The following is an 18,213-nucleotide window of genomic DNA, read 5'->3' as shown; positions in this document are numbered from 1 at the left end:
ACGCTGGCGTCCGACCCCAAGGTCTTGCTGCTGGACGAGCCGATGGCGGGCATGTCGCGCGAAGAGACCGATTACACGGCCGAGCTGCTGCGCGAGTTGTCGGTGGGACGCACCCTGATGATCGTCGAGCATGACATGGATGTGGTGTTCTCGCTGTGCGACCGCATCAGCGTGCTGGTGTACGGGCAAGTGATTGCCACCGGTACGCCGGAAGCCATCCGCAACAACAAACAGGTACAGGAAGCCTATCTGGGCACGGAGGTGGCGGCATGAGCCAGATGAAGCAATCCCAAGCGCTCTTGCAGGTGAAGGACTTGCATGCGCATTACGGCAAGAGCCATATCCTGCAGGGCGTGAGTTTCGATGTGGGGCGCGGCGAAGTGATCAGCCTCTTGGGTCGTAATGGCTCGGGACGGTCGACCACGGCGCGCGCCATCATGGGCCTGGTGCCGCCGACCGGTGGCCAGATCCTGCTGGATGGCCGCGACCTGGCGGGCGAGCGTCCGTACACGATTTGCCGTGCCGGCGTCGCCTTGGTGCCGGAAGAGCGCGAAGTCTTCGGCAACCTGACGGTCGATGAAAACCTGCAGATGGGTATGCAGCCGGGGCACGACGATGCGCCGAAGTGGACGGTTGAACAGATGTTCGATTTCTTCCCGCGTTTGAAAGAGCGTCGCAATACCCGCGCCGGCAATTTGTCGGGCGGCGAGCAGCAGATGCTGACCATGTGCCGCTCTCTGCTCAGCAACCCGAAAGTGATCCTGATCGATGAGCCGACCGAAGGCCTGGCGCCGAAGATCGTGCAGGTGGTTGGTGAAGCGATTCAGGAAATCCATCGTCGCGGCGTATCGGTGGTGCTGATCGAGCAAAAGCTCACCATCGCGCTGAAGATTTCCACCCACGTTTGCCTGCTGGGCCATGGCCACATCGTGTTCCGCGGCACGCCGGACGAATTGACTGGCAACCCCCAACTCTTGAAAGACTGGCTGGCCGTATGAGCGACGTACCACAACAAGCGCAGCAGGATATCGATGCCCATGCGCTGCATGAGCAAGTGCAATACAAGAATTTTTCCGATCTGGCTGGCAAAGTCGTCTTCATCACCGGCGGCGCCAGCGGCATCGGCCGCGCCATGGCCGAGGCTTTCGCCGTCAATGGCGCGCGCCTGGCGCTGCTGGACATTAACGCCGGCTTGCTGGAAAAGGCGCAAGCCGAATTGCAGGCCACGTACCCCGGTATCGAAGTCACCACCTGCGTGGCATCGATCACCGATGAAGTCGCCGTGGAAAACGCCGTCGCCGACGTGCAGGCGCTCTTTGGCCGCATCGACGTGTTGCTCAATAACGCCGGCATCTCGATGAACAAGCCGACGCTGGAGCTGGCGCCGGCCGACTGGCGCCGCGCCATCGATATCAACCTCAATGGCGCTTTCTATTGCGCGCAATCGGTGGGGCGTCGCATGGTTGCCCAGGGCAGCGGCGTGATTTTGAATACCGCCTCGATGTATGGCACGGTGGCCGCGCCCGAGCGCGCTGCCTATTGCGCCAGCAAGGCTGCCGTCGTCATGCTGACCAAGGTCTTGGCCGTGGAATGGGCGCCTTCCGGCTTGCGCGTCAATGCGCTGGCGCCGGGTTACGTGCAGACCGCATTGACGGATGAACTGGTGCGCACCGGTCGCATGGATTACGACGCCCTCATCAAGCGCACGCCGGCACGCCGCCTCGGCAAGACCCACGAGGTCGCCACGCTCGCCCTGTTTTTGGCATCCGACAGCGCCGCCTACATCAATGGGCAAGCGATCGTCGCCGACGGCGGCTGGTCGACCTATAGCTATATCTGAACCGAACTTCATTCGTACATAAACCGTACTTATCCTCTATCTGGAGACAGACACCATGTCAGAACATATTGCACTCGCCCCGGCATCGAGCTGGGTCGAATTGCGCACCACCGACGCCGACTGGGCCGCTGCCGACCCTGCCGTGCTCGGCACCCTGCTGTCGCATTCCCACCTTATCCGCGTATTTGAAGAAGTCGTGCTGGAATTGGCCATGGAAGGCCTGGTGCATGGCCCGGCGCACTCGTCCATCGGCCAGGAAGGCGGCGCGGCCGGCTCCATCGTGCCCTTGACCGCAGCCGACCAGATCAATGGTTCGCACCGCGGCCACCACCAATTCCTGTCCAAGGCGCTGGCCTATCTGGCTCCCAACGGCATCGATCCGAAAGCCGAACTGACGCCGGAAATCGACAACCTCCTGCAGCGCACGCTGGCGGAAATCCTCGGTCTTGCCCAAGGCTTTTGCTCCGGCCGTGGCGGCTCGATGCACTTGCGCTGGGCGGAAGCAGGGGCCCTCGGCACCAACGCTATCGTTGGCGGCGGCGCGCCGCTGGCGGCAGGCGCAGCCTGGGCGCACAAGCATGCCGGCACCGATGCCGTGGCCGTGACATACTTTGGCGACGGCGCCGTCAACATCGGTTCGGTCCTGGAATCCATGAACCTGGCCGCAGCCTGGAAGCTGCCGCTGTGCTTCTTCATCGAAAACAATGGTTATGCGGTGTCCACCACGGTGAACGAAGCCACCGCCGAGCCGCGCCTGTCCGCGCGCGGCGCTGCCTTCAATATCCGCAGCTGGAAGGTCGATGGCATGGACCCGCTGGCAGTGTACCTGGCGATGAACGAAGCGCTGGCGCACATGCGCGCCGGTAACGGCCCGACCATCATCGAAGCCGATGTCTACCGCTTCTTCCACCAGAATGGCGGCTTCCCCGGCAGCGCCTTCGGTTACCGCACCCGCGACGAAGAGCAATCCTGGCGCAAGCGCGACCCGCTCGAACTCTTGGGCACCAAGATGCAGGAACGCGGCTTGATCGATGCCGATGGCATCATCGCCCTGCGCAACCGCATCAAGGCGTCGATGGCCAAGGCCGTCGCTGCGCTGACCGAAGCCGACCCGAATGGCAAGGCAGGCAAGAAGCGCATCCGCCCGGAACTGTGGCCAAGCCCGGACTTCCGCAACGTTGGCGTGCGCGGCGACTTGTCCGAACTGGATGGCGCCCGCACCGAAGAACAAGCCACTTTCACCGGCAAGCTGGATAACCGCAAGTTCATCGATGTCGTCGCCGACGTCATGGACCGTCGCATGGCGGTCGACCCGTCGGTCGTCGTGATGGGGGAGGACGTGCATCGCCTGAAGGGCGGCACCAACGGCGCCACCCGCGGCCTGAAAGATAAATATCCGGACCGCACCCTCGGCACGCCGATCAGCGAAAACGCCTTCGTCGGTCTCGGCGGCGGCATGGCCATGGATGGCCGCTACAAGCCGGTGGTCGAATTCATGTACCCGGACTTCATGTGGGTCGCGGCCGACCAGGTGTTCAACCAGATCGGCAAGGCGCGCCACATGTTCGGTGGCGATATCGATGTGCCGCTGGTCTTGCGCACGAAAGTCGCCATGGGCACCGGCTACGGCTCGCAGCACTCGATGGATCCGGCCGGCATTTTCGCCACCAGCCCGGGCTGGCGCATCGTCGCGCCGTCGACGCCGTTCGATTATGTCGGCTTGATGAATGCCGCGCTGACGCTGAAAGACCCGGTACTGGTGATCGAGCACGTCGACCTGTACAACTCCTCGGGCATCGCGCCGGTGGAGGATTTCGATTACCAGATCCCGTTCGGCAAGGCTGCCGTGCGCCGCGAAGGCAAGGAAATGACCGTGCTGACTTACCTGTCGATGGTCGCGCATACCCTCGAAGCGGTGGAGCAGACTGGCATAGATGCCGAAGTGGTCGACCTGCGCTGGTTGGATCGCGCCAGTATCGACTGGGACACCATCGAAGCGTCCATCAAGAAGACCAACAATGTCTTGATCGTCGAACAGGGTTCGATCGGCACCTCCTATGGCGGCTGGCTGGCCGATGAAATCCAGCGCCGCTATTTCGACTGGCTCGACCAGCCGGTGCAGCGCGTCTCGGGCAGCGAAGCCTCGCCCAGCATTTCCAAGGTGCTGGAACGCGCCGCATCCGCGCGCACCGAAGAAGTGGTCGAGGGTTTGAAGCAAGTCATGCGCGACAAGGGCGCAGCCTAATTCAAGGAATACAAACATGAGCATCAAGATGATCGTCCCCCTGGAAGTCGGCATCGTCTGCCGCGACCTGCCGAAGCTGCGCCGCTTTTACGAAGACGTGATGGGTTTCACCGCCATCAGCGAAATCAAGATCGGCGCCGACAAGGCGGCGCAATCGGCGCTGTCTGCAGGCGGTTACACCGTCGTGCGCCTGCAGACCAATTACGGCGAGCGCGTCAAGCTGCTGCAACCCGACACGCCGCCGGCGGCGAGCGAGCCAACGCAATACATCCTCGACAAGGCCAACGCCGCTTACCTGACCTTCATCGTCGAAGATATCGATGCCGCCATCACCAAGCTGCTGGAAGCGGGCATCGAATTCATGACGGGCAATACCCGCGTGGAAGTGCGTGATGGCGTGTACCTGGCATTCTGCCGCGACCCGGAAGGCAATATCCTGGAACTGGTGCAGTACACCGATATCGCCGCCTACCGTCCGGACCTGAAAAAAGGAAGCAACTGAGATGGCCAAAATTATCAAGATGCCGGAGATCGCTGCTGCCGCGACGTCGGCCGTGATCAAGGCATGGACCAAGCAGGAAGGCGAGGCCGTCAAGGTTGGCGACGTCCTGGCTGAAATCGAAACCGACAAGGCGCTGATCGAATTCGACGCCGATGAAGCGGGCGTGCTGGGCAAGATCCTCGCGCCTGCCGGCAAGGATATCGAAGTCGGCGCGCCGATCGCGGTGCTGTTTGCCGAAGGCGAAACCAATGTGGATATCGACGCCGTGCTGGCTGCGGCTGGCGTGGCCAGTGCGCCGGCGCCGGCTGCTGCCGTGCCAGTGGCAGCGATTCCTGAAGCGAACGTGCAAGGCAAACCCGTCGCGGTGCCGCCGGCAGCAGTCCCGGCATCCGATGCCAATGGCGGGCGGATTTTCGCCAGCCCCCTGGCGCGCCGTATCGCCAAGGATCGCGGCGTCGATCTGGGTTCCTTGCAAGGCAGCGGCCCGCATGGCCGTATCGTGCGACGCGATGTCGAGGCAGCGAATGCTGCTCCGGCTGCAGCACCGGTTCAGGCCGCTACTGCTGGCGCTGCACCAGCCACTGCAACAGCGCCGGTTTCCGCTGGTGTGGGCTCGCCGTATATCGAAGTGCCGCATACCGGCATGCGCCGTACCATCGCGCGTCGCCTTACCGAAAGCAAGTCCAGTATCCCGCATTTCTATCTGAAAGCGGACTGCCGCATGGACAAGCTGCTGGCCCTGCGTACGGAAATCAACGCCAGCGCCCCGCGCAAGATTTCCATCAACGACTTCATCGTCAAGGCCGCCGCCGCAACCCTGCGCGCGCTGCCGGAAGCGAACGTCAGCTGGACTGACACCGCCATGCGCAAGTATGCGCAAGCCGATATCTCGGTGGCGGTTTCCACCGAGGGCGGCTTGATCACGCCGGTGGTGCGCGCAGCGGAAAGCAAGTCGCTCTCGACCATCAGCGCCGAAGTCGCCGACCTGGCCGCTCGCGCGCGCAGCAACGCGCTCGCGCCGGAGGAATACCAGGGCGGCAGCTTCACGATCAGCAACCTCGGCATGTTCGGCATGCAGGAATTCTCGGCCATCATCAATCCGCCGCAGGCAGCGATCCTTGCGGTCGGTGCCACCGAGCAGCGTCCGGTCGTCGTCGACGGCGCCTTGGCCGTGGCCAGCGTCATGACGGTCACGCTGTCGGTCGACCATCGCGCCATCGACGGCGCGCTGGGCGCGCAATGGCTGGCGCAATTCAAGCAGTTGATCGAAAACCCCTTGAGCATCCTGATCTGAGGCGAGCATGACCCAAGCACAATATGATGTCGTGGTGGTCGGCGGCGGTCCCGGCGGTTATGTCGCCGCGATCCGCGCCGCGCAGCTCGGCTTGAACACTGCACTGGTGGAAAAGGCGCACCTGGGCGGCATTTGCCTGAACTGGGGTTGCATTCCGACCAAGGCGCTGCTGCGCTCGGCCGACGTGCTGCGCATGGTGCGCGATGCCAAGCGTTTCGGCGTCAAGGTGAGCGCGCCCGAGATCGACCTGAAAACCATGGTCGACCGCTCGCGTGCCGTCTCCGCACAATTGCAGGGCGGCGTCGGTTACCTGATGAAAAAGAACAAGGTCACCGTCGTCAATGGCCATGCCAAGCTGGCAGGCAAGGGCAAGCTGGAAATCACCGGCGCTGATGGCAAGTCGACCCTGTCTGCCAAAAATATCATTCTTGCCACCGGCGCGCGTGCCCGCGTGTTGCCGGGCTTGACGCCGGATGGCGAAAGCGTCTGGTCGTACCGTGAAGCCCTGATGCCTAACCGCGTGCCCAAGCGCCTGGTGGTGATCGGCGCCGGCGCTATCGGCATCGAGTTCGCCAGTTTCTATCACGCCCTCGGCGCTGAGGTGAGCGTAGTGGAAATGGCCGAGCGCGTGTTGCCGGTGGAAGACGAGGAAGTGTCCGCTTACGTCGCCGATACGCTGCGCAAGGAAGGCATGAAGCTGTATCTCGGCGCCAGCATCAAATCCAGCAGCAAGCGTGGCAGCGGCCAGGCTGCCGAATGGACCCTGACTCTGGATGGCAAGCATAAGGAAAGCCTGACCGCCGACGTGGTGCTGACTGCTGCCGGCATTGTCGGCAATGTCGAGGATCTCGGCCTGGAAGGAACCGGCGTCAAGGTTGACCGCACCCATATCGTCACCGATGCCTATGGCGCCACCGGCGAGCCGGGCGTGTATGCCATCGGCGACGTTGCCGGTGCGCCGTGGCTGGCGCATAAGGCCAGCCACGAAGCCATCATCTGCGTCGAAAAAATCGCTGGCAAGAATCCGCATCCGCTGGATATCAGCAAGATCCCGGCCTGTACCTATAGCCACCCGCAAGTCGCCAGCGTCGGCATGACCGAAGCCAAGGCGAAGGCGGCAGGACGCAAGATCAAGGTCGGCAAGTTCCCGTTTGCCGTCAATGGCAAGGCTTTGGCGCTGGGTTCCACCGGCGGCTTCACCAAGGTGATCTTCGATGAAGCGACCGGCGAATTGCTGGGCGCGCACATGGTCGGTGAAGAAGTCACGGAAATGATCCAGGGCTATACCGTCGCGCGCGAGCTGGAAACTACCGAAGCCGAGCTGATGGAAACCATCTTCCCGCATCCGACTCAATCTGAAGCCATGCATGAAGCAGTGCTGGCCGCCTATGGGCGCGCGCTGCACATCTGAGCCACTACGAGGACTTAACATGATGAACTTGAACAACCCCGCGCTATTCCGCCAGCAATGTTATATCGATGGCCAGTGGCTCGATGCCGACAGCGGCGCCACTGTATCTGTCACCAATCCCGCCACCGGCGAAACCATCGGCACCATCCCGAAGATGGGCGCCGAGGAAACCCGCCGCGCGATTGAAGCCGCCAATGCCAGCTGGGCTGGCTGGCGCAAGAAACCGGCCAAGGAACGCGCCAATATCCTGCGTAAATGGTTTGAACTGATGCAAGCCAATACCGAAGACTTGGCGCGCATCATGACCATCGAGCAAGGCAAGCCGCTGGCCGAAGCCAAGGGTGAAATCGCCTATGCTTCATCGTACCTGGAGTGGTTTGGCGAAGAAGCCAAGCGCGCTTATGGCGACACCATTCCCGGCCCCGCTGCCGACCGCCGCATCGTCGTCACCAAGGAGCCGATCGGGGTGTGCGCCGCGATCACGCCGTGGAACTTCCCGGCAGCGATGATCACCCGTAAAGTCGGCGCGGCGCTGGCTGCCGGTTGCCCGATCGTCGTCAAGCCGGCGACGCAAACGCCTTATTCGGCGCTGGCGCTGGCAGCGCTGGCGGAACAAGCCGGCGTGCCGCGCGGCGTGTTTTCGGTGGTGACCGGTTCGGCTGCCGCCATCGGTGGCGAAATGACGGGCAACCCGATCGTACGCAAGCTCACCTTCACCGGTTCCACCGAAGTGGGCCGCGTGCTGATGGAGCAAAGCGCTGCCACCATCAAGAAAGTCTCGATGGAATTGGGCGGCAATGCCCCCTTCATCGTGTTCGACGATGCCGACCTCGATGCCGCCGTCGAAGGCGCGCTGGCTTCCAAGTACCGCAACACTGGCCAGACCTGCGTCTGCGCCAACCGCTTCTATGTGCAGGATGGCGTCTATGACATTTTCGCCGAAAAGCTGGTCGCCGCGGTCAACAAGCTCAAGGTCGGCAATGGCCTGGAAGCCGGCGTCACCCAAGGCCCGCTGATCGATGCCAATGCCGTGGCGAAGATCGAGGAACATATCGCCGACGCCGTCTCCAAGGGTGGCAAGGTGATCGCCGGCGGCAAGCGCCATGCCCTGGGCCAGACTTTCTTCGAACCGACCGTGGTGCGCGATGCCGTGCCGAGCATGCTGGTGGCGAAAGAAGAAACCTTTGGTCCGCTGGCGCCGCTGTTCCGCTTCAAGTCCGATGAGGAAGTGGTCGGTCTGGCCAACGATACCGAATACGGCCTGGCCAGCTACTTCTATTCGCGCGATATCGGCCGCATCTGGCGCGTCGCCGAAGGCCTGGAATACGGCATGGTGGGGATCAACACCGGCTTGATCTCGAATGAAATGGCGCCGTTCGGCGGCGTCAAGCAATCCGGCGTCGGCCGCGAAGGCTCCAAGTACGGTCTGGATGACTACATGGTCACCAAGTACCTGTGCATGGGCGGTATCTGATGCAGTAAGGCGGCAGAGGCCGGCGCTATCGCCCGCTCCTGCCGCAGCAAGTCTCTTTGCTTCTCCTTTAACGCGCCGGGCGTCTCCGCTCTTTCTTCCGGCGCGTTTTTTTTCGCCTCTACTGCGCGCAGCGATATCCCATCGCGATATGGTGATCCGTATTTAAGCAGGCATGCGCCATGCATTCGCTTTGGCGTAACTACGACGCTGCATGGCAAAAAGATGACGAAACCACGCGGATTTTGAGCCCAAGCTTGCGTGCAGGCATAATTCGTACGACCATATCCAGCCTTAGCCCGCCTGCCGGGTTCGATTTGCCTAATTTTTCAGCGCTATGTCATCCAACCTGAGCCCGGGATTCCTCGCGATCCACGGCAACCAGCTCGAGCAATTGCGCCACGCCGTGTTCGGCTGGCTGCGCAATAATCCGCTGGCTCCGCTGGAGGAAGAGATTTTCCTGGTCCAGTCCAATGGTGTGGCGGAATGGCTGAAGATCGCGCTGGCAGAGGAAATGGGCGTGTGCGCCGCGACGCGCATCACGCTGCCGGCGCGCTTTCTGTGGGATGCCTATCGGAGCGTGTTGGGGCCGCAGCAAGTGCCGCACCGTTCCGCGCTGGATGAATCCACGCTGGCCTGGCGCTTGATGCGCTTGCTGCCGGGCTTGCTGGACAAGCCGGCCTTTGCGCCGCTCAAGCACTTCCTGTCCGACCAGGACCCGGAGCGCCGCTGGCAACTGGCGCAGCGCCTGGCCGACTTGTTCGATGAATACCAGGTCTACCGTGCCGACTGGCTGGCCGACTGGGCTAGCGGGCGCGATGTCTTGCGCAATGCCACGGGCGAGCCACTTCCCATGGCGGAAGACCAGCGCTGGCAGGCGCAATTGTGGCGCGAAGTGCTGGCCAGCCTGCCGCAGGAAGAACGCACCGGCGGCCGCTCCGGCGTGCACGAGCGCTTCCTCGCGGCGCTGCGCGATGGCGCGCCGCCAGCCGGCAAGCGCTTGCCGCGCCGGGTGGTGGTGTTCGGCGTGTCGGCCCTGCCGCAGCAAACCTTGCAGGCGCTGGGCGCGCTGGCGACCCGCATGCAGGTGGTCGTGGCGGTGCCCAACCCTTGCCGCTTTTACTGGGGCGATATCATTTCCGGACGCGAATTATTGAAAGCCGCGCGCCGGCGCCAGCAGTTGCGCGAGGGGCGTGAACTCGCCGCCTTGCCGCTGGAAGAAATGCACGCGCACTGCCATCCGCTGCTGGCGGGTTGGGGCAGGCTAGGGCGCGACTTCGTGCGCATGCTCGATGAATTCGACGATGCCCAGGCGACCCAGCAAAATTTTTCCAACCTGCGCATCGACTTGTTTTCCGAAGGCGAGGGCGAGACCTTGCTGCAGCAAATGCAGGCGGCGATTCGCGACATGCTGCCGCTGGACGAGCATCCGCGCGCCGGCATCGACCCGCATGACCGCTCGGTCGAATTCCATGTCACCCACAGCGCCCAGCGCGAGGTCGAAGTCTTGCACGACCGCTTGCTGGCCATGTTCGCCGAATCCGGCCGCAACGATGCCACGCCATTGCGCCCGCGCGATATCGTCGTGATGGTGCCGGATATCGAAACCTTCGCGCCCTCGATTGCCGCCGTGTTCGGCCAATACGGTCGCCACGACGAGCGCTGGATTCCGTACGAGATCGCCGACGTCACCGAGCGCGAAGTCAATCCGCTGCTGGTGGCGCTCGACTGGCTCATGCGCCTGCCGCACCAGCGCTGTCTGCAAAGCGAGGTGCGCGACTTGCTCGACGTGCCAGCCATCGCCAACCGGTTCGGCATTGCCGAAGCCGACTTGCCGCGCCTGGGCCAATGGATCGAGGGCGCCGGCGTGCGCTGGGGGCTGGACCGCAGCCATCGCGCCAGCCTGGGACTGGAGCCGGCGGGCGAACAGAATGCCTGGATCTTCGGCATCCGCCGCATGTTGCTCGGTTACGCCAGCGGCAATGCCAGTTTCGGCGGCATCGAGCCATATGCCGAAGTCGGCGGCCTGGAAGCGTCGCTTGCCGGGGGACTGGCTTCCTTCATCGAAAAGCTCCTGATCTGGCGTTCTCTGCTGGTGGAAGACGCCACGCCGAAAATCTGGGGCGAGCGCGCGCGCCTGCTGCTTCGAAGTTTTTTCGACGCCCGCGACGAGCGCGATATCCTCACCATCGCCAATCTCGAGCAGTCGCTGCAATGCTGGCTGGAAGATTGCGACACCGCCGGCTTTGCCGATACCCTGCCGGTGGCCGTGCTGCGCGAAGCCTGGCTGGGCGCCATCGATGAGCCGACCCTGGCGCAGCGTTTCGTTTCCGGCGGCGTGACTTTCTGTACGCTCATGCCGATGCGCGCCGTGCCTTTCCGCGTGGTGTGCCTGCTCGGCATGAACGATGGTGATTATCCGCGCCGCGCCCAGCATGCCGATTTCGATCTGTTGAATCAACCGAACGTGGCGCGCCCCGGCGATCGCTCCCGCCGCGACGATGACCGTTACCTCATGCTCGAAGCTTTGCTGGCGGCGCGGGAAAAACTGTATGTCAGCTGGGTCGGCCGCAACGTGCGCGACAATAGCGAGCAGCCCGCCTCGGTGCTGGTTTCGCAATTGCGCGATTACCTGGAGCGCGGCTGGGAACTCGACCTGGACCAGCTCACCACCGAACATCCCTTGCAGCCATTCAGCCGCCGCTATTTCGAGGAAGATGGCTTGCTCACCTATGCCCGCGAATGGCGCGCCGCGCACGAAGAGCAAGAGCAGCGTGCCGCTGCGGCGTCGTTATCAAGCGCGCCGACGGAACAGCTGTCGAGCCTGAAGCTGGCGGAACTGGCGCGCTTCCTGCGCCAGCCGGTGAAATATTTTTTCCGCCACCGGCTGCAGGTGATCTTTGCCGACACGCCCGTGACGGGATGCGATGAAGAACCCTTCGGCCTGGATGGCCTGGAAGAATACGGCATCGTCGCCTCGCTGCTGGACGATAGCGGCCCGCGTGAAAGGCCTGCCGAAGTTGAACAGGTTTTGCGCGAGCGCACCGCGTGCCTGGCGCGCCAGGGCGTGCTGCCGATCGGCTTGATGGGACGCTACTGGCAAGAGCAGCTGGTGCGCGATCTGATTCCCGTGCGCAGCCGCTGGCTGGAATTGTGCGACAAGTTTCCCGAGCCGGCCGGCAAGTTGCCCATTGTCTTCGCCCACGACGGCATGCGCCTGGATGACTGGATCGACCGGTTGCGCCATGGCTCCGGCGAGACGGTCTGGCTGGAACAATACGCCGGCAAGCTGAGCCGGACCAACCAGGACAAGCAACTCGTGGCGCGCCCGGAAAAATTGTTTGGCGCCTGGCTGCGGCAACTGGCTGCCGCCATCGCCGGACAGGAAGTCACCGGTTACCTGGTGGGGCGCGACGCCATCCTGAAGCTCGCTTCAATTGCAGCCGCCGACGCGCAGGAGATGCTTGGCTGCCTGATGGCTATCTGGCGCGATGGCTTGCAGCGCCCCTTGCCCATTCCTTGCAGGACCGCGCTGCGCCTGTGCGAAGAAGGCGACGACAAGCTGTATGAAACCTATGACGGCGGCTTCAATCTGCATGGCGAAGTGATGGAAGAACCCTGCCTGGCGCGCCTGTGGCCGGACTTCAATGCATTGGACGCCGAGCCGCAATGGCGCGAACTGGCGCTGGCGCTGTATCAGCCGCTGCTTGCCTGGCGCGACCGCAGCGTGGAAGTTTTCCCTCATGCCGATGAAGAAGCCCGGCAGGGAGCGGCGGCATGAGCCAGATGCTGCATCCATTGCGGTTTCCGCTCAAGGGTTCGCGCCTGATCGAGGCCAGCGCCGGCACCGGCAAGACCTGGACCATCGCCGCATTGTATGTGCGGCTGGTGCTGGGGCATGGCGGCGAGGAGGGATTCGTGCGCCCGCTGGCGCCGTCGGAAATCCTGGTGATGACCTTCACCCGCGCCGCCACGCGCGAACTGTCGGATCGGATTCGCGCCCGCCTGGTGGAGGCGGCCCATTGCTTCCGTGGCGCGTCGCCGCCGGCGCACGATGCATTTCTGAGCGAGCTCATCGATGCTTATCCCGATGAGGGCGAGCGGCTGAAGGCGGCGCACCGCCTGATGCTGGCCGCCGAATCGATGGACGAGTCGGCTGTCTTTACCATCGACGCCTGGTGCCAGCGCATGCTGCGCGAACATGCTTTCGACAGCGGCTGTCTGTTCGATGAAGAATTGGTCAGCAGCGAGGAAGGCTTGTTCCGCGATGCCGTGCGCGACTATTGGCGCCAGCACGTGTACGCGCTCGAAGGCGAGGCGCTGGCATCGCTGCTCGGTTGCTGGAAAAACCTCGAAGCGCTGGAAGCCGGCATGCGCCAGTTGATCCGCCACGTCAGCCTCTTTGAAGAGGCCGGCGACGAATCCCTGGCGCAGATGATATTGCGTATCGCCGGTAGCCAAAAGGCGCTGGCGGCATCGTTGAAGCCCGGCTGGAGCGAGCGCATCGAACGCATGGCCGGCTGGGTGGAAGCCAACCGCAAAGGCTTGAGCGGCACCAAGATGCGCCAGGCCACGCTGGATGCCTGCTTCGACGCCTTGCGGAAGTGGTGCGAAGACCCAAACGCCATCATGCCGGAAGAAGGCTTCAGCAAGGGCTGGGATAAACTGCTTCCCGACAAAATCATCGCCGCCTTCAACAAGGGCTTTACCGCCGAGGTGCCGGCAGATTTCGATGCCATCGCCTCGTTGCAGGAAAAACTGGCGGCTTGCGAACCGCTGGCGCACCAGATCCACCGCCATGCCGCTTGCCGCGTTGCGCAGCGCGTGCTGGAATTGAAGCGCCGCCGTCGTCAATTCGGCTTTGAAGATATGTTGACGCGCTTGCGCGTGGCGCTGGAAGGCGCCAACGGTGAAGTCCTGGCGCGCCGCATCACCGGCCAGTATCCGGTGGCCCTGATCGATGAGTTTCAGGATACTTCGCCCGAACAGTACCGTATCTTCGATACGCTCTACCGCATCGCCGACAATCCCGACGAGCTTGGCTTATTTCTAATTGGCGACCCCAAGCAGGCGATCTATGGCTTTCGCGGCGCCGATATCCACAGTTACCTGGCCGCGCGCCGCGCCACGCAAGGACGGCATTACCTGCTGGGCACCAACTACCGCTCCACTGCCGCAGTCATCAAGGCGGTCAACCACTTGTTTTTGCATGCCGAGGGCAGGGCCGGATCGCCGGGCCAGCCGGCCCAGTGCGGCCATGCCGCCGGCGCGTTCCGCTTCCGCCGGCAGGATGAAAATCCGCTGCCGTTCGAACCCGTGGAGGCGCATGGCCGCAAGGAATACCTGACCGCATCCGACGGCTCCGTTGCCGCCATGACGATCTGGTGCTGCGCCGACGCGGAGATGAATGCCGAAGCGTATCGCGAGCATTTCGCCGCGCGCTGCGCCGAGCAGATCGTCGCGCTGCTCAACGATGACAAGGCGGGGTTCATGGCGGAAGACGGCACATTGACTGCCTTGAAGCCCGCCGATATCGCCGTGCTGGTGCGCGACCGTCACGAAGCGGCGGCAATCCGCCGTGCGCTCCAGCGCCGCAAGGTGCCGAGCGTCTACCTTTCGGACAAGGATTCCGTGTTCGACAGCGTGGTGGCGGCCGACGTGCTGCAATGGCTGCATGCGATCGCCAATCCATTGAACGCCAGCCTGGCGCGCGCGGCGTTCGCCACCCGCACGGCCGGCCTGTCGCTGGATGAACTGGCGCATCTGGCGGCGGACGACGTGGCGTGGGAAGCGCGCACCGAGCAATTGAAAGCCTTGCGCACGGTCTGGCAGCGCCAGGGCGTGCTGGCCATGCTGCGCCGGTTCATCCATGAACTCGGCTTGCCGGCGATCCTGCTGCGCGAAGTTGGCGGCGAGCGCAGCCTGACCGACTTGCTGCACCTGGCCGAATTGCTGCAGACCGCCAGCCAGAACCTGGATGGCGAGCATGCGCTGATCCGCTGGCTGGCCGAGCAGGTCAGCGGCAATGGCGAAGGCGGCGATGAACGCATCCTGCGCCTGGAAAGCGATGCCGAACTGGTCCAGGTGATCACGGTGCACAAGTCCAAGGGTCTCGAATATCCGCTGGTGTTCTTGCCGTTCGCCGTCAGCGCCAGGGCGGTCGACCGCCGCAATCGCAGCTTCTTCGCCTATACCGATGCCACCGGCAAGCGCTGCATCGACTTCACGTTGTGCGAAGAAGCGCGCAGCGCCGTGGACGCCGCCCGCATGGAAGAAGACTTGCGCCTGCTGTACGTGGCGCTGACGCGTGCGCGCCATGCGCTGTGGCTGGGAGTGATGTCGCTCAAGGACAAGATCCATGACTGCGCATTCGGCTACCTGCTGGGCGGCGGCGCGAAGATCGACAGCGCCGCGCTCATGGCGCGCTTGCAGGATATGCGCGGCGACTGCGCCGCCATCGCGATTCTCGATGCCACGGAAGAAGCGGGACACACCGTGCTGTCGCGCCGCGATCATCAGCCCGACCTGCGCGACACGCCCCACTTTGCCGTCGAGTTCGAGCGCAACTGGAAAATCGCCAGTTATTCCTCGATCACGCGCGAGCTGGGAAGCATGCCGGCGCCAGTCACGTCGCTGGCGGAGAAGCTGGCCGAAGACGACGATAGTCGCCTGCCCGGCGGCAAGCTGCAGGATAGTCCCTGGCACCGCTTTCCGCGCGGCTCGTTGCCCGGCCAGTTTCTGCATGCGCAGCTGGAATGGATGGCTTGCGAAGGCTTTGCCATCATCGATGACCCGGGTTTCGAGATGCGCCTGCGCGCGCGCTGCGAGCGGGCAGGGTGGGGCCACCGGCAGGACGACACGGTCGCCTGGATGCAGGCTGCCGCCAGCACGGCATTGCCGCAACTGGGCGTGGCGCTGCGCGACCTCGACGTGGTCGTGCCGGAAGCCGAGTTCTGGTTTCCAGCCAAGGACCTCAATACCGCCGCGCTCGACGCGCTGTGCCAGGAGCATTACCTCGATGGCATCGCCCGCGCGCCGCTGTCGCCGCGCCAGCTGCATGGCATGCTGCGTGGCTTCAAGGACCTGGTGTTCGAGCATGAGGGGCGGTATTGGGTGATGGATTACAAATCCAACATGCTGGCGCCGAACGACGATGGCTATCATCGCGAGGCGCTGGCTGCCGGCATGGCGGGTTGCCGCTATGACGTGCAAGGGGCGATCTATCTGCTGGCGCTGCATCGCCTGTTGCGCAGCCGGTTGGGCGCAGATTACGACCCGCAATCCCAGCTGGGCGGCGCGCTCTTTTATTTCCTGCGCGGCTTGAATCACCCTGGCACGCACGGCTGTTATCACTTGCCGGCGCATGCCGCGCTGCTGGATGCGCTGGACGCCTTGTTGCCATCGCCGCCTGCCATGGAGGATGAAGAAGCATGAACCCTTCACAAGGCTTGTTCGATGGTTTCGACGCGCTTGTCGAAGCCGGGCAACTGAGGCAGCTCGGCGCCGCCTTCGCCCGCTTCATCGCGTCGCTGGCGCCGGCGCCGCAGAGTTCCGAAATCCCGCTGGCATTGGCCAGCGCCCTGCTCTCCGAGCTCGAAGGGCGCGGCCATAGCTGCCTCAAGCTCGATGAGCTCGCCGCCGACCCTTGCGCCTTGCTGGGCTGGGCGCGCGAGCACTGGGACGGTTTGCGCGAATGGTGCGCCGCGCTGCCGCATGATGTCGCAGCCTGGCAGGCGGCGCTGGGCGCATGCGAACAGGTATGGGTGGTGGGCACGGAAGACCGCCGCCAGCCGCTGGTGCTGGATGGCGACCGGCTGTATCTGCGGCGCTACTGGAAAAACGAGACCCAGGTCGCCCGCGAGGTGGCCCGGCGTGCCGCCACCCGGCGCGAAGTCGATGCCGCGCGGGTGCGCGAATGGCTGGACTTGCTGTTCGATACCGGCGAAGCCGCGCCGCAATCTACCGACGGTTCGCACGATCCCGACTGGCAGCGCATCGCCTGCGCGATGGCGGTGCGCAGCGGCTTTTCCATCATTACCGGCGGCCCGGGCACCGGCAAAACCTACACCGTGGCGCGCCTGCTGGCGCTGCTGTTCGCGCTGGCCGACGACCCCGACCGCTTGCGCATCGCCCTGGCGGCGCCCACCGGCAAGGCGGCGGCGCGCCTGAAGCAATCGATCGATGATGCGCTCGGCGGCCTGGCTGGCCGGCTTGGCAATGAACTGAACCTGGCGAAACTGGCCGCGCGCCTGCCCGCCGCCTGCACGCTGCACAGCCTGCTGGGCGCGCGCCCCGACACGCGGGCGCTGCGCCACCATGCCGGCAATCCGCTCGATATCGATGTGCTGATCGTCGACGAAGCCTCGATGGTGCATCTGGAAATGATGGCGGCTTTGCTCGACGCACTGCCGCCGACCACCATGCTGATTCTCCTGGGCGACAAGGACCAGCTGGCATCGGTGGAAGCCGGTGCCGTGCTGGGCGACTTGTGCTTCGAGGCGCAGCAGGGGCGTTATACCGACGCCACGGCGCGCTACGTGCTGGCGGCTTGCGGCCAGGCGATGCCCGCGGCGATGCTTGCCGCCGGCGATGTGCTGGCCCAGCAAACCGTCATGCTGCGCAAGAGCCGGCGCTTCGGCGGCCCGATCGGTGCGCTGGCGACCGCTGTCAATGACGGCGATGCCGACGCCGCGGTAGCTTGCCTGCGTGCGCAAGAAGACGCTTCCGTGCGCTGGCTCGACCCGGCGCGCCAGGCCGACTTGCTGGCGCTGGCGCTGCATGGCCGCGCGGGCGCCGAAGGCGGTTATCGCCGCTATCTGGAATTGATGAAGCAGCCGCCGCCGGCGGGTGACGCCGCCGCCCATGAAGCCTGGGTAAAGTCGCTGCTGCTGGCGTTCGACACTTTCCGCGTGCTGTGCGCCGTGCGCGAGGGCGAGTGGGGCGTGGCCGGCATCAACCAGGCCATCGAACAATGCTTAGAGGCGCAAGGCTTGATCCGCCGCCGCAGCGAGTGGTACACCGGCAGGCCGGTCATGGTCACCCGCAACGACCAGGGCGCGGGCGTCTTCAATGGCGATATCGGCATCACCTTGCCGGACCCGGCGCGCCCCGATGCCAAGCGCGTGTATTTCCTCAACGGCGAGGCGGTGCGCAGCGTGCTGGCGACGCGCCTGGCCGATGTCGAGACTGCGTATGCGATGACGGTGCATAAGTCGCAGGGATCGGAATTCCGCCACGTGGCAATGGTGCTGCCGCAGGAAGCCAGCCAGGTGGTGGCGCGCGAGCTGATTTATACCGGGATTACGCGGGCACGGGAATTCTTCACCCTGCTGGCGCCGGCGGCGGTGCTGGAGGCGGCGGTGGCCAGAAAGACCCGGCGCGCCAGCGGCTTGCGCATCATGTTGGGCGACCCAACAATTTTTTGATTTTAATCAACATTTGATGTAATTC

The 18,213-nt window shown here is 64.0% G+C and carries 11 protein-coding genes; all 11 read left to right on the top strand.

Features of this window, described 5'->3' with window-relative positions; genetic code table 11:
- Window positions 1–273: ABC transporter ATP-binding protein C-terminal domain-containing protein (locus EDC30_RS09055; protein WP_132258495.1), on the top strand; the 273-nt coding region annotated here is incomplete at its 5' end.
- Between the two features lie 5 nt (window positions 274–278).
- Window positions 279–998, top strand: a complete 720-nt coding sequence (locus EDC30_RS09050) for an ABC transporter ATP-binding protein (protein WP_132258515.1) — start codon at window positions 279–281, stop codon at window positions 996–998.
- Window positions 995–1,840, top strand: coding sequence for an SDR family NAD(P)-dependent oxidoreductase (locus tag EDC30_RS09045; RefSeq protein WP_132258494.1), 846 nt, complete (start codon window positions 995–997; stop codon window positions 1,838–1,840). The genes EDC30_RS09050 and EDC30_RS09045 overlap by 4 nt, the downstream gene beginning before the upstream one ends.
- Window positions 1,841–1,895: 55 nt before the next feature.
- Window positions 1,896–4,085, top strand: coding sequence for an alpha-ketoacid dehydrogenase subunit alpha/beta (locus EDC30_RS09040; RefSeq protein WP_132258493.1), 2,190 nt, complete (start codon window positions 1,896–1,898; stop codon window positions 4,083–4,085).
- A gap of 16 nt (window positions 4,086–4,101) precedes the next feature.
- Complete coding sequence (locus EDC30_RS09035; RefSeq protein WP_132258492.1) at window positions 4,102–4,587, top strand: VOC family protein; 486 nt, start codon at window positions 4,102–4,104, stop codon at window positions 4,585–4,587.
- 1 nt (window position 4,588) lies between these two features.
- Entirely contained in the window at window positions 4,589–5,881 is a 1,293-nt protein-coding gene (locus EDC30_RS09030) for a pyruvate dehydrogenase complex dihydrolipoamide acetyltransferase (RefSeq protein ID WP_132258491.1), read from the top strand.
- A 7-nt stretch (window positions 5,882–5,888) separates the two neighbouring features.
- Window positions 5,889–7,292 carry a dihydrolipoyl dehydrogenase gene (gene lpdA / locus EDC30_RS09025; RefSeq protein ID WP_132258490.1) on the top strand — a complete coding sequence of 468 codons (1,404 nt, stop codon included), beginning with the start codon at window positions 5,889–5,891 and terminating at the stop codon, window positions 7,290–7,292.
- A 19-nt stretch (window positions 7,293–7,311) separates the two neighbouring features.
- Window positions 7,312–8,766: an NADP-dependent succinate-semialdehyde dehydrogenase gene (gene gabD, locus EDC30_RS09020; RefSeq protein WP_132258489.1), complete on the top strand. Its 1,455-nt coding sequence runs from the start codon at window positions 7,312–7,314 to the stop codon at window positions 8,764–8,766.
- A 334-nt stretch (window positions 8,767–9,100) separates the two neighbouring features.
- Entirely contained in the window at window positions 9,101–12,544 is a 3,444-nt protein-coding gene (gene recC, locus EDC30_RS09015) for an exodeoxyribonuclease V subunit gamma (RefSeq protein ID WP_132258488.1), read from the top strand.
- On the top strand, window positions 12,541–16,197 hold the full coding sequence (recB, locus tag EDC30_RS09010; protein WP_132258487.1) for an exodeoxyribonuclease V subunit beta: 3,657 nt from the start codon (window positions 12,541–12,543) through the stop codon (window positions 16,195–16,197). The genes recC and recB overlap by 4 nt, the downstream gene beginning before the upstream one ends.
- A complete protein-coding gene (recD, locus tag EDC30_RS09005) occupies window positions 16,194–18,188 on the top strand; it encodes an exodeoxyribonuclease V subunit alpha (RefSeq protein ID WP_132258486.1) in 1,995 nt (664 codons plus the stop codon). The genes recB and recD overlap by 4 nt, the downstream gene beginning before the upstream one ends.
- Window positions 18,189–18,213 lie beyond the last annotated feature (25 nt).

Source organism: Paucimonas lemoignei (assembly GCF_004342585.1).
GTDB classification, from domain to species: Bacteria; Pseudomonadota; Gammaproteobacteria; order Burkholderiales; family Burkholderiaceae_D; genus Paucimonas; species Paucimonas lemoignei.
Note: the sequence above shows the minus strand (reverse complement) of the source record. Positions and strands in the feature narration are given on the sequence as shown.

Coding starts and splice junctions, on each gene's coding strand:
- EDC30_RS09050 (WP_132258515.1), top strand. CDS start 279: ATGAAGCAATCCCAAGCGCTCTTGCAGGTGAAGGACTTGCATGCGCAT.
- EDC30_RS09045 (WP_132258494.1), top strand. CDS start 995: ATGAGCGACGTACCACAACAAGCGCAGCAGGATATCGATGCCCATGCG.
- EDC30_RS09040 (WP_132258493.1), top strand. CDS start 1,896: ATGTCAGAACATATTGCACTCGCCCCGGCATCGAGCTGGGTCGAATTG.
- EDC30_RS09035 (WP_132258492.1), top strand. CDS start 4,102: ATGAGCATCAAGATGATCGTCCCCCTGGAAGTCGGCATCGTCTGCCGC.
- EDC30_RS09030 (WP_132258491.1), top strand. CDS start 4,589: ATGGCCAAAATTATCAAGATGCCGGAGATCGCTGCTGCCGCGACGTCG.
- lpdA (WP_132258490.1), top strand. CDS start 5,889: ATGACCCAAGCACAATATGATGTCGTGGTGGTCGGCGGCGGTCCCGGC.
- gabD (WP_132258489.1), top strand. CDS start 7,312: ATGATGAACTTGAACAACCCCGCGCTATTCCGCCAGCAATGTTATATC.
- recC (WP_132258488.1), top strand. CDS start 9,101: ATGTCATCCAACCTGAGCCCGGGATTCCTCGCGATCCACGGCAACCAG.
- recB (WP_132258487.1), top strand. CDS start 12,541: ATGAGCCAGATGCTGCATCCATTGCGGTTTCCGCTCAAGGGTTCGCGC.
- recD (WP_132258486.1), top strand. CDS start 16,194: ATGAACCCTTCACAAGGCTTGTTCGATGGTTTCGACGCGCTTGTCGAA.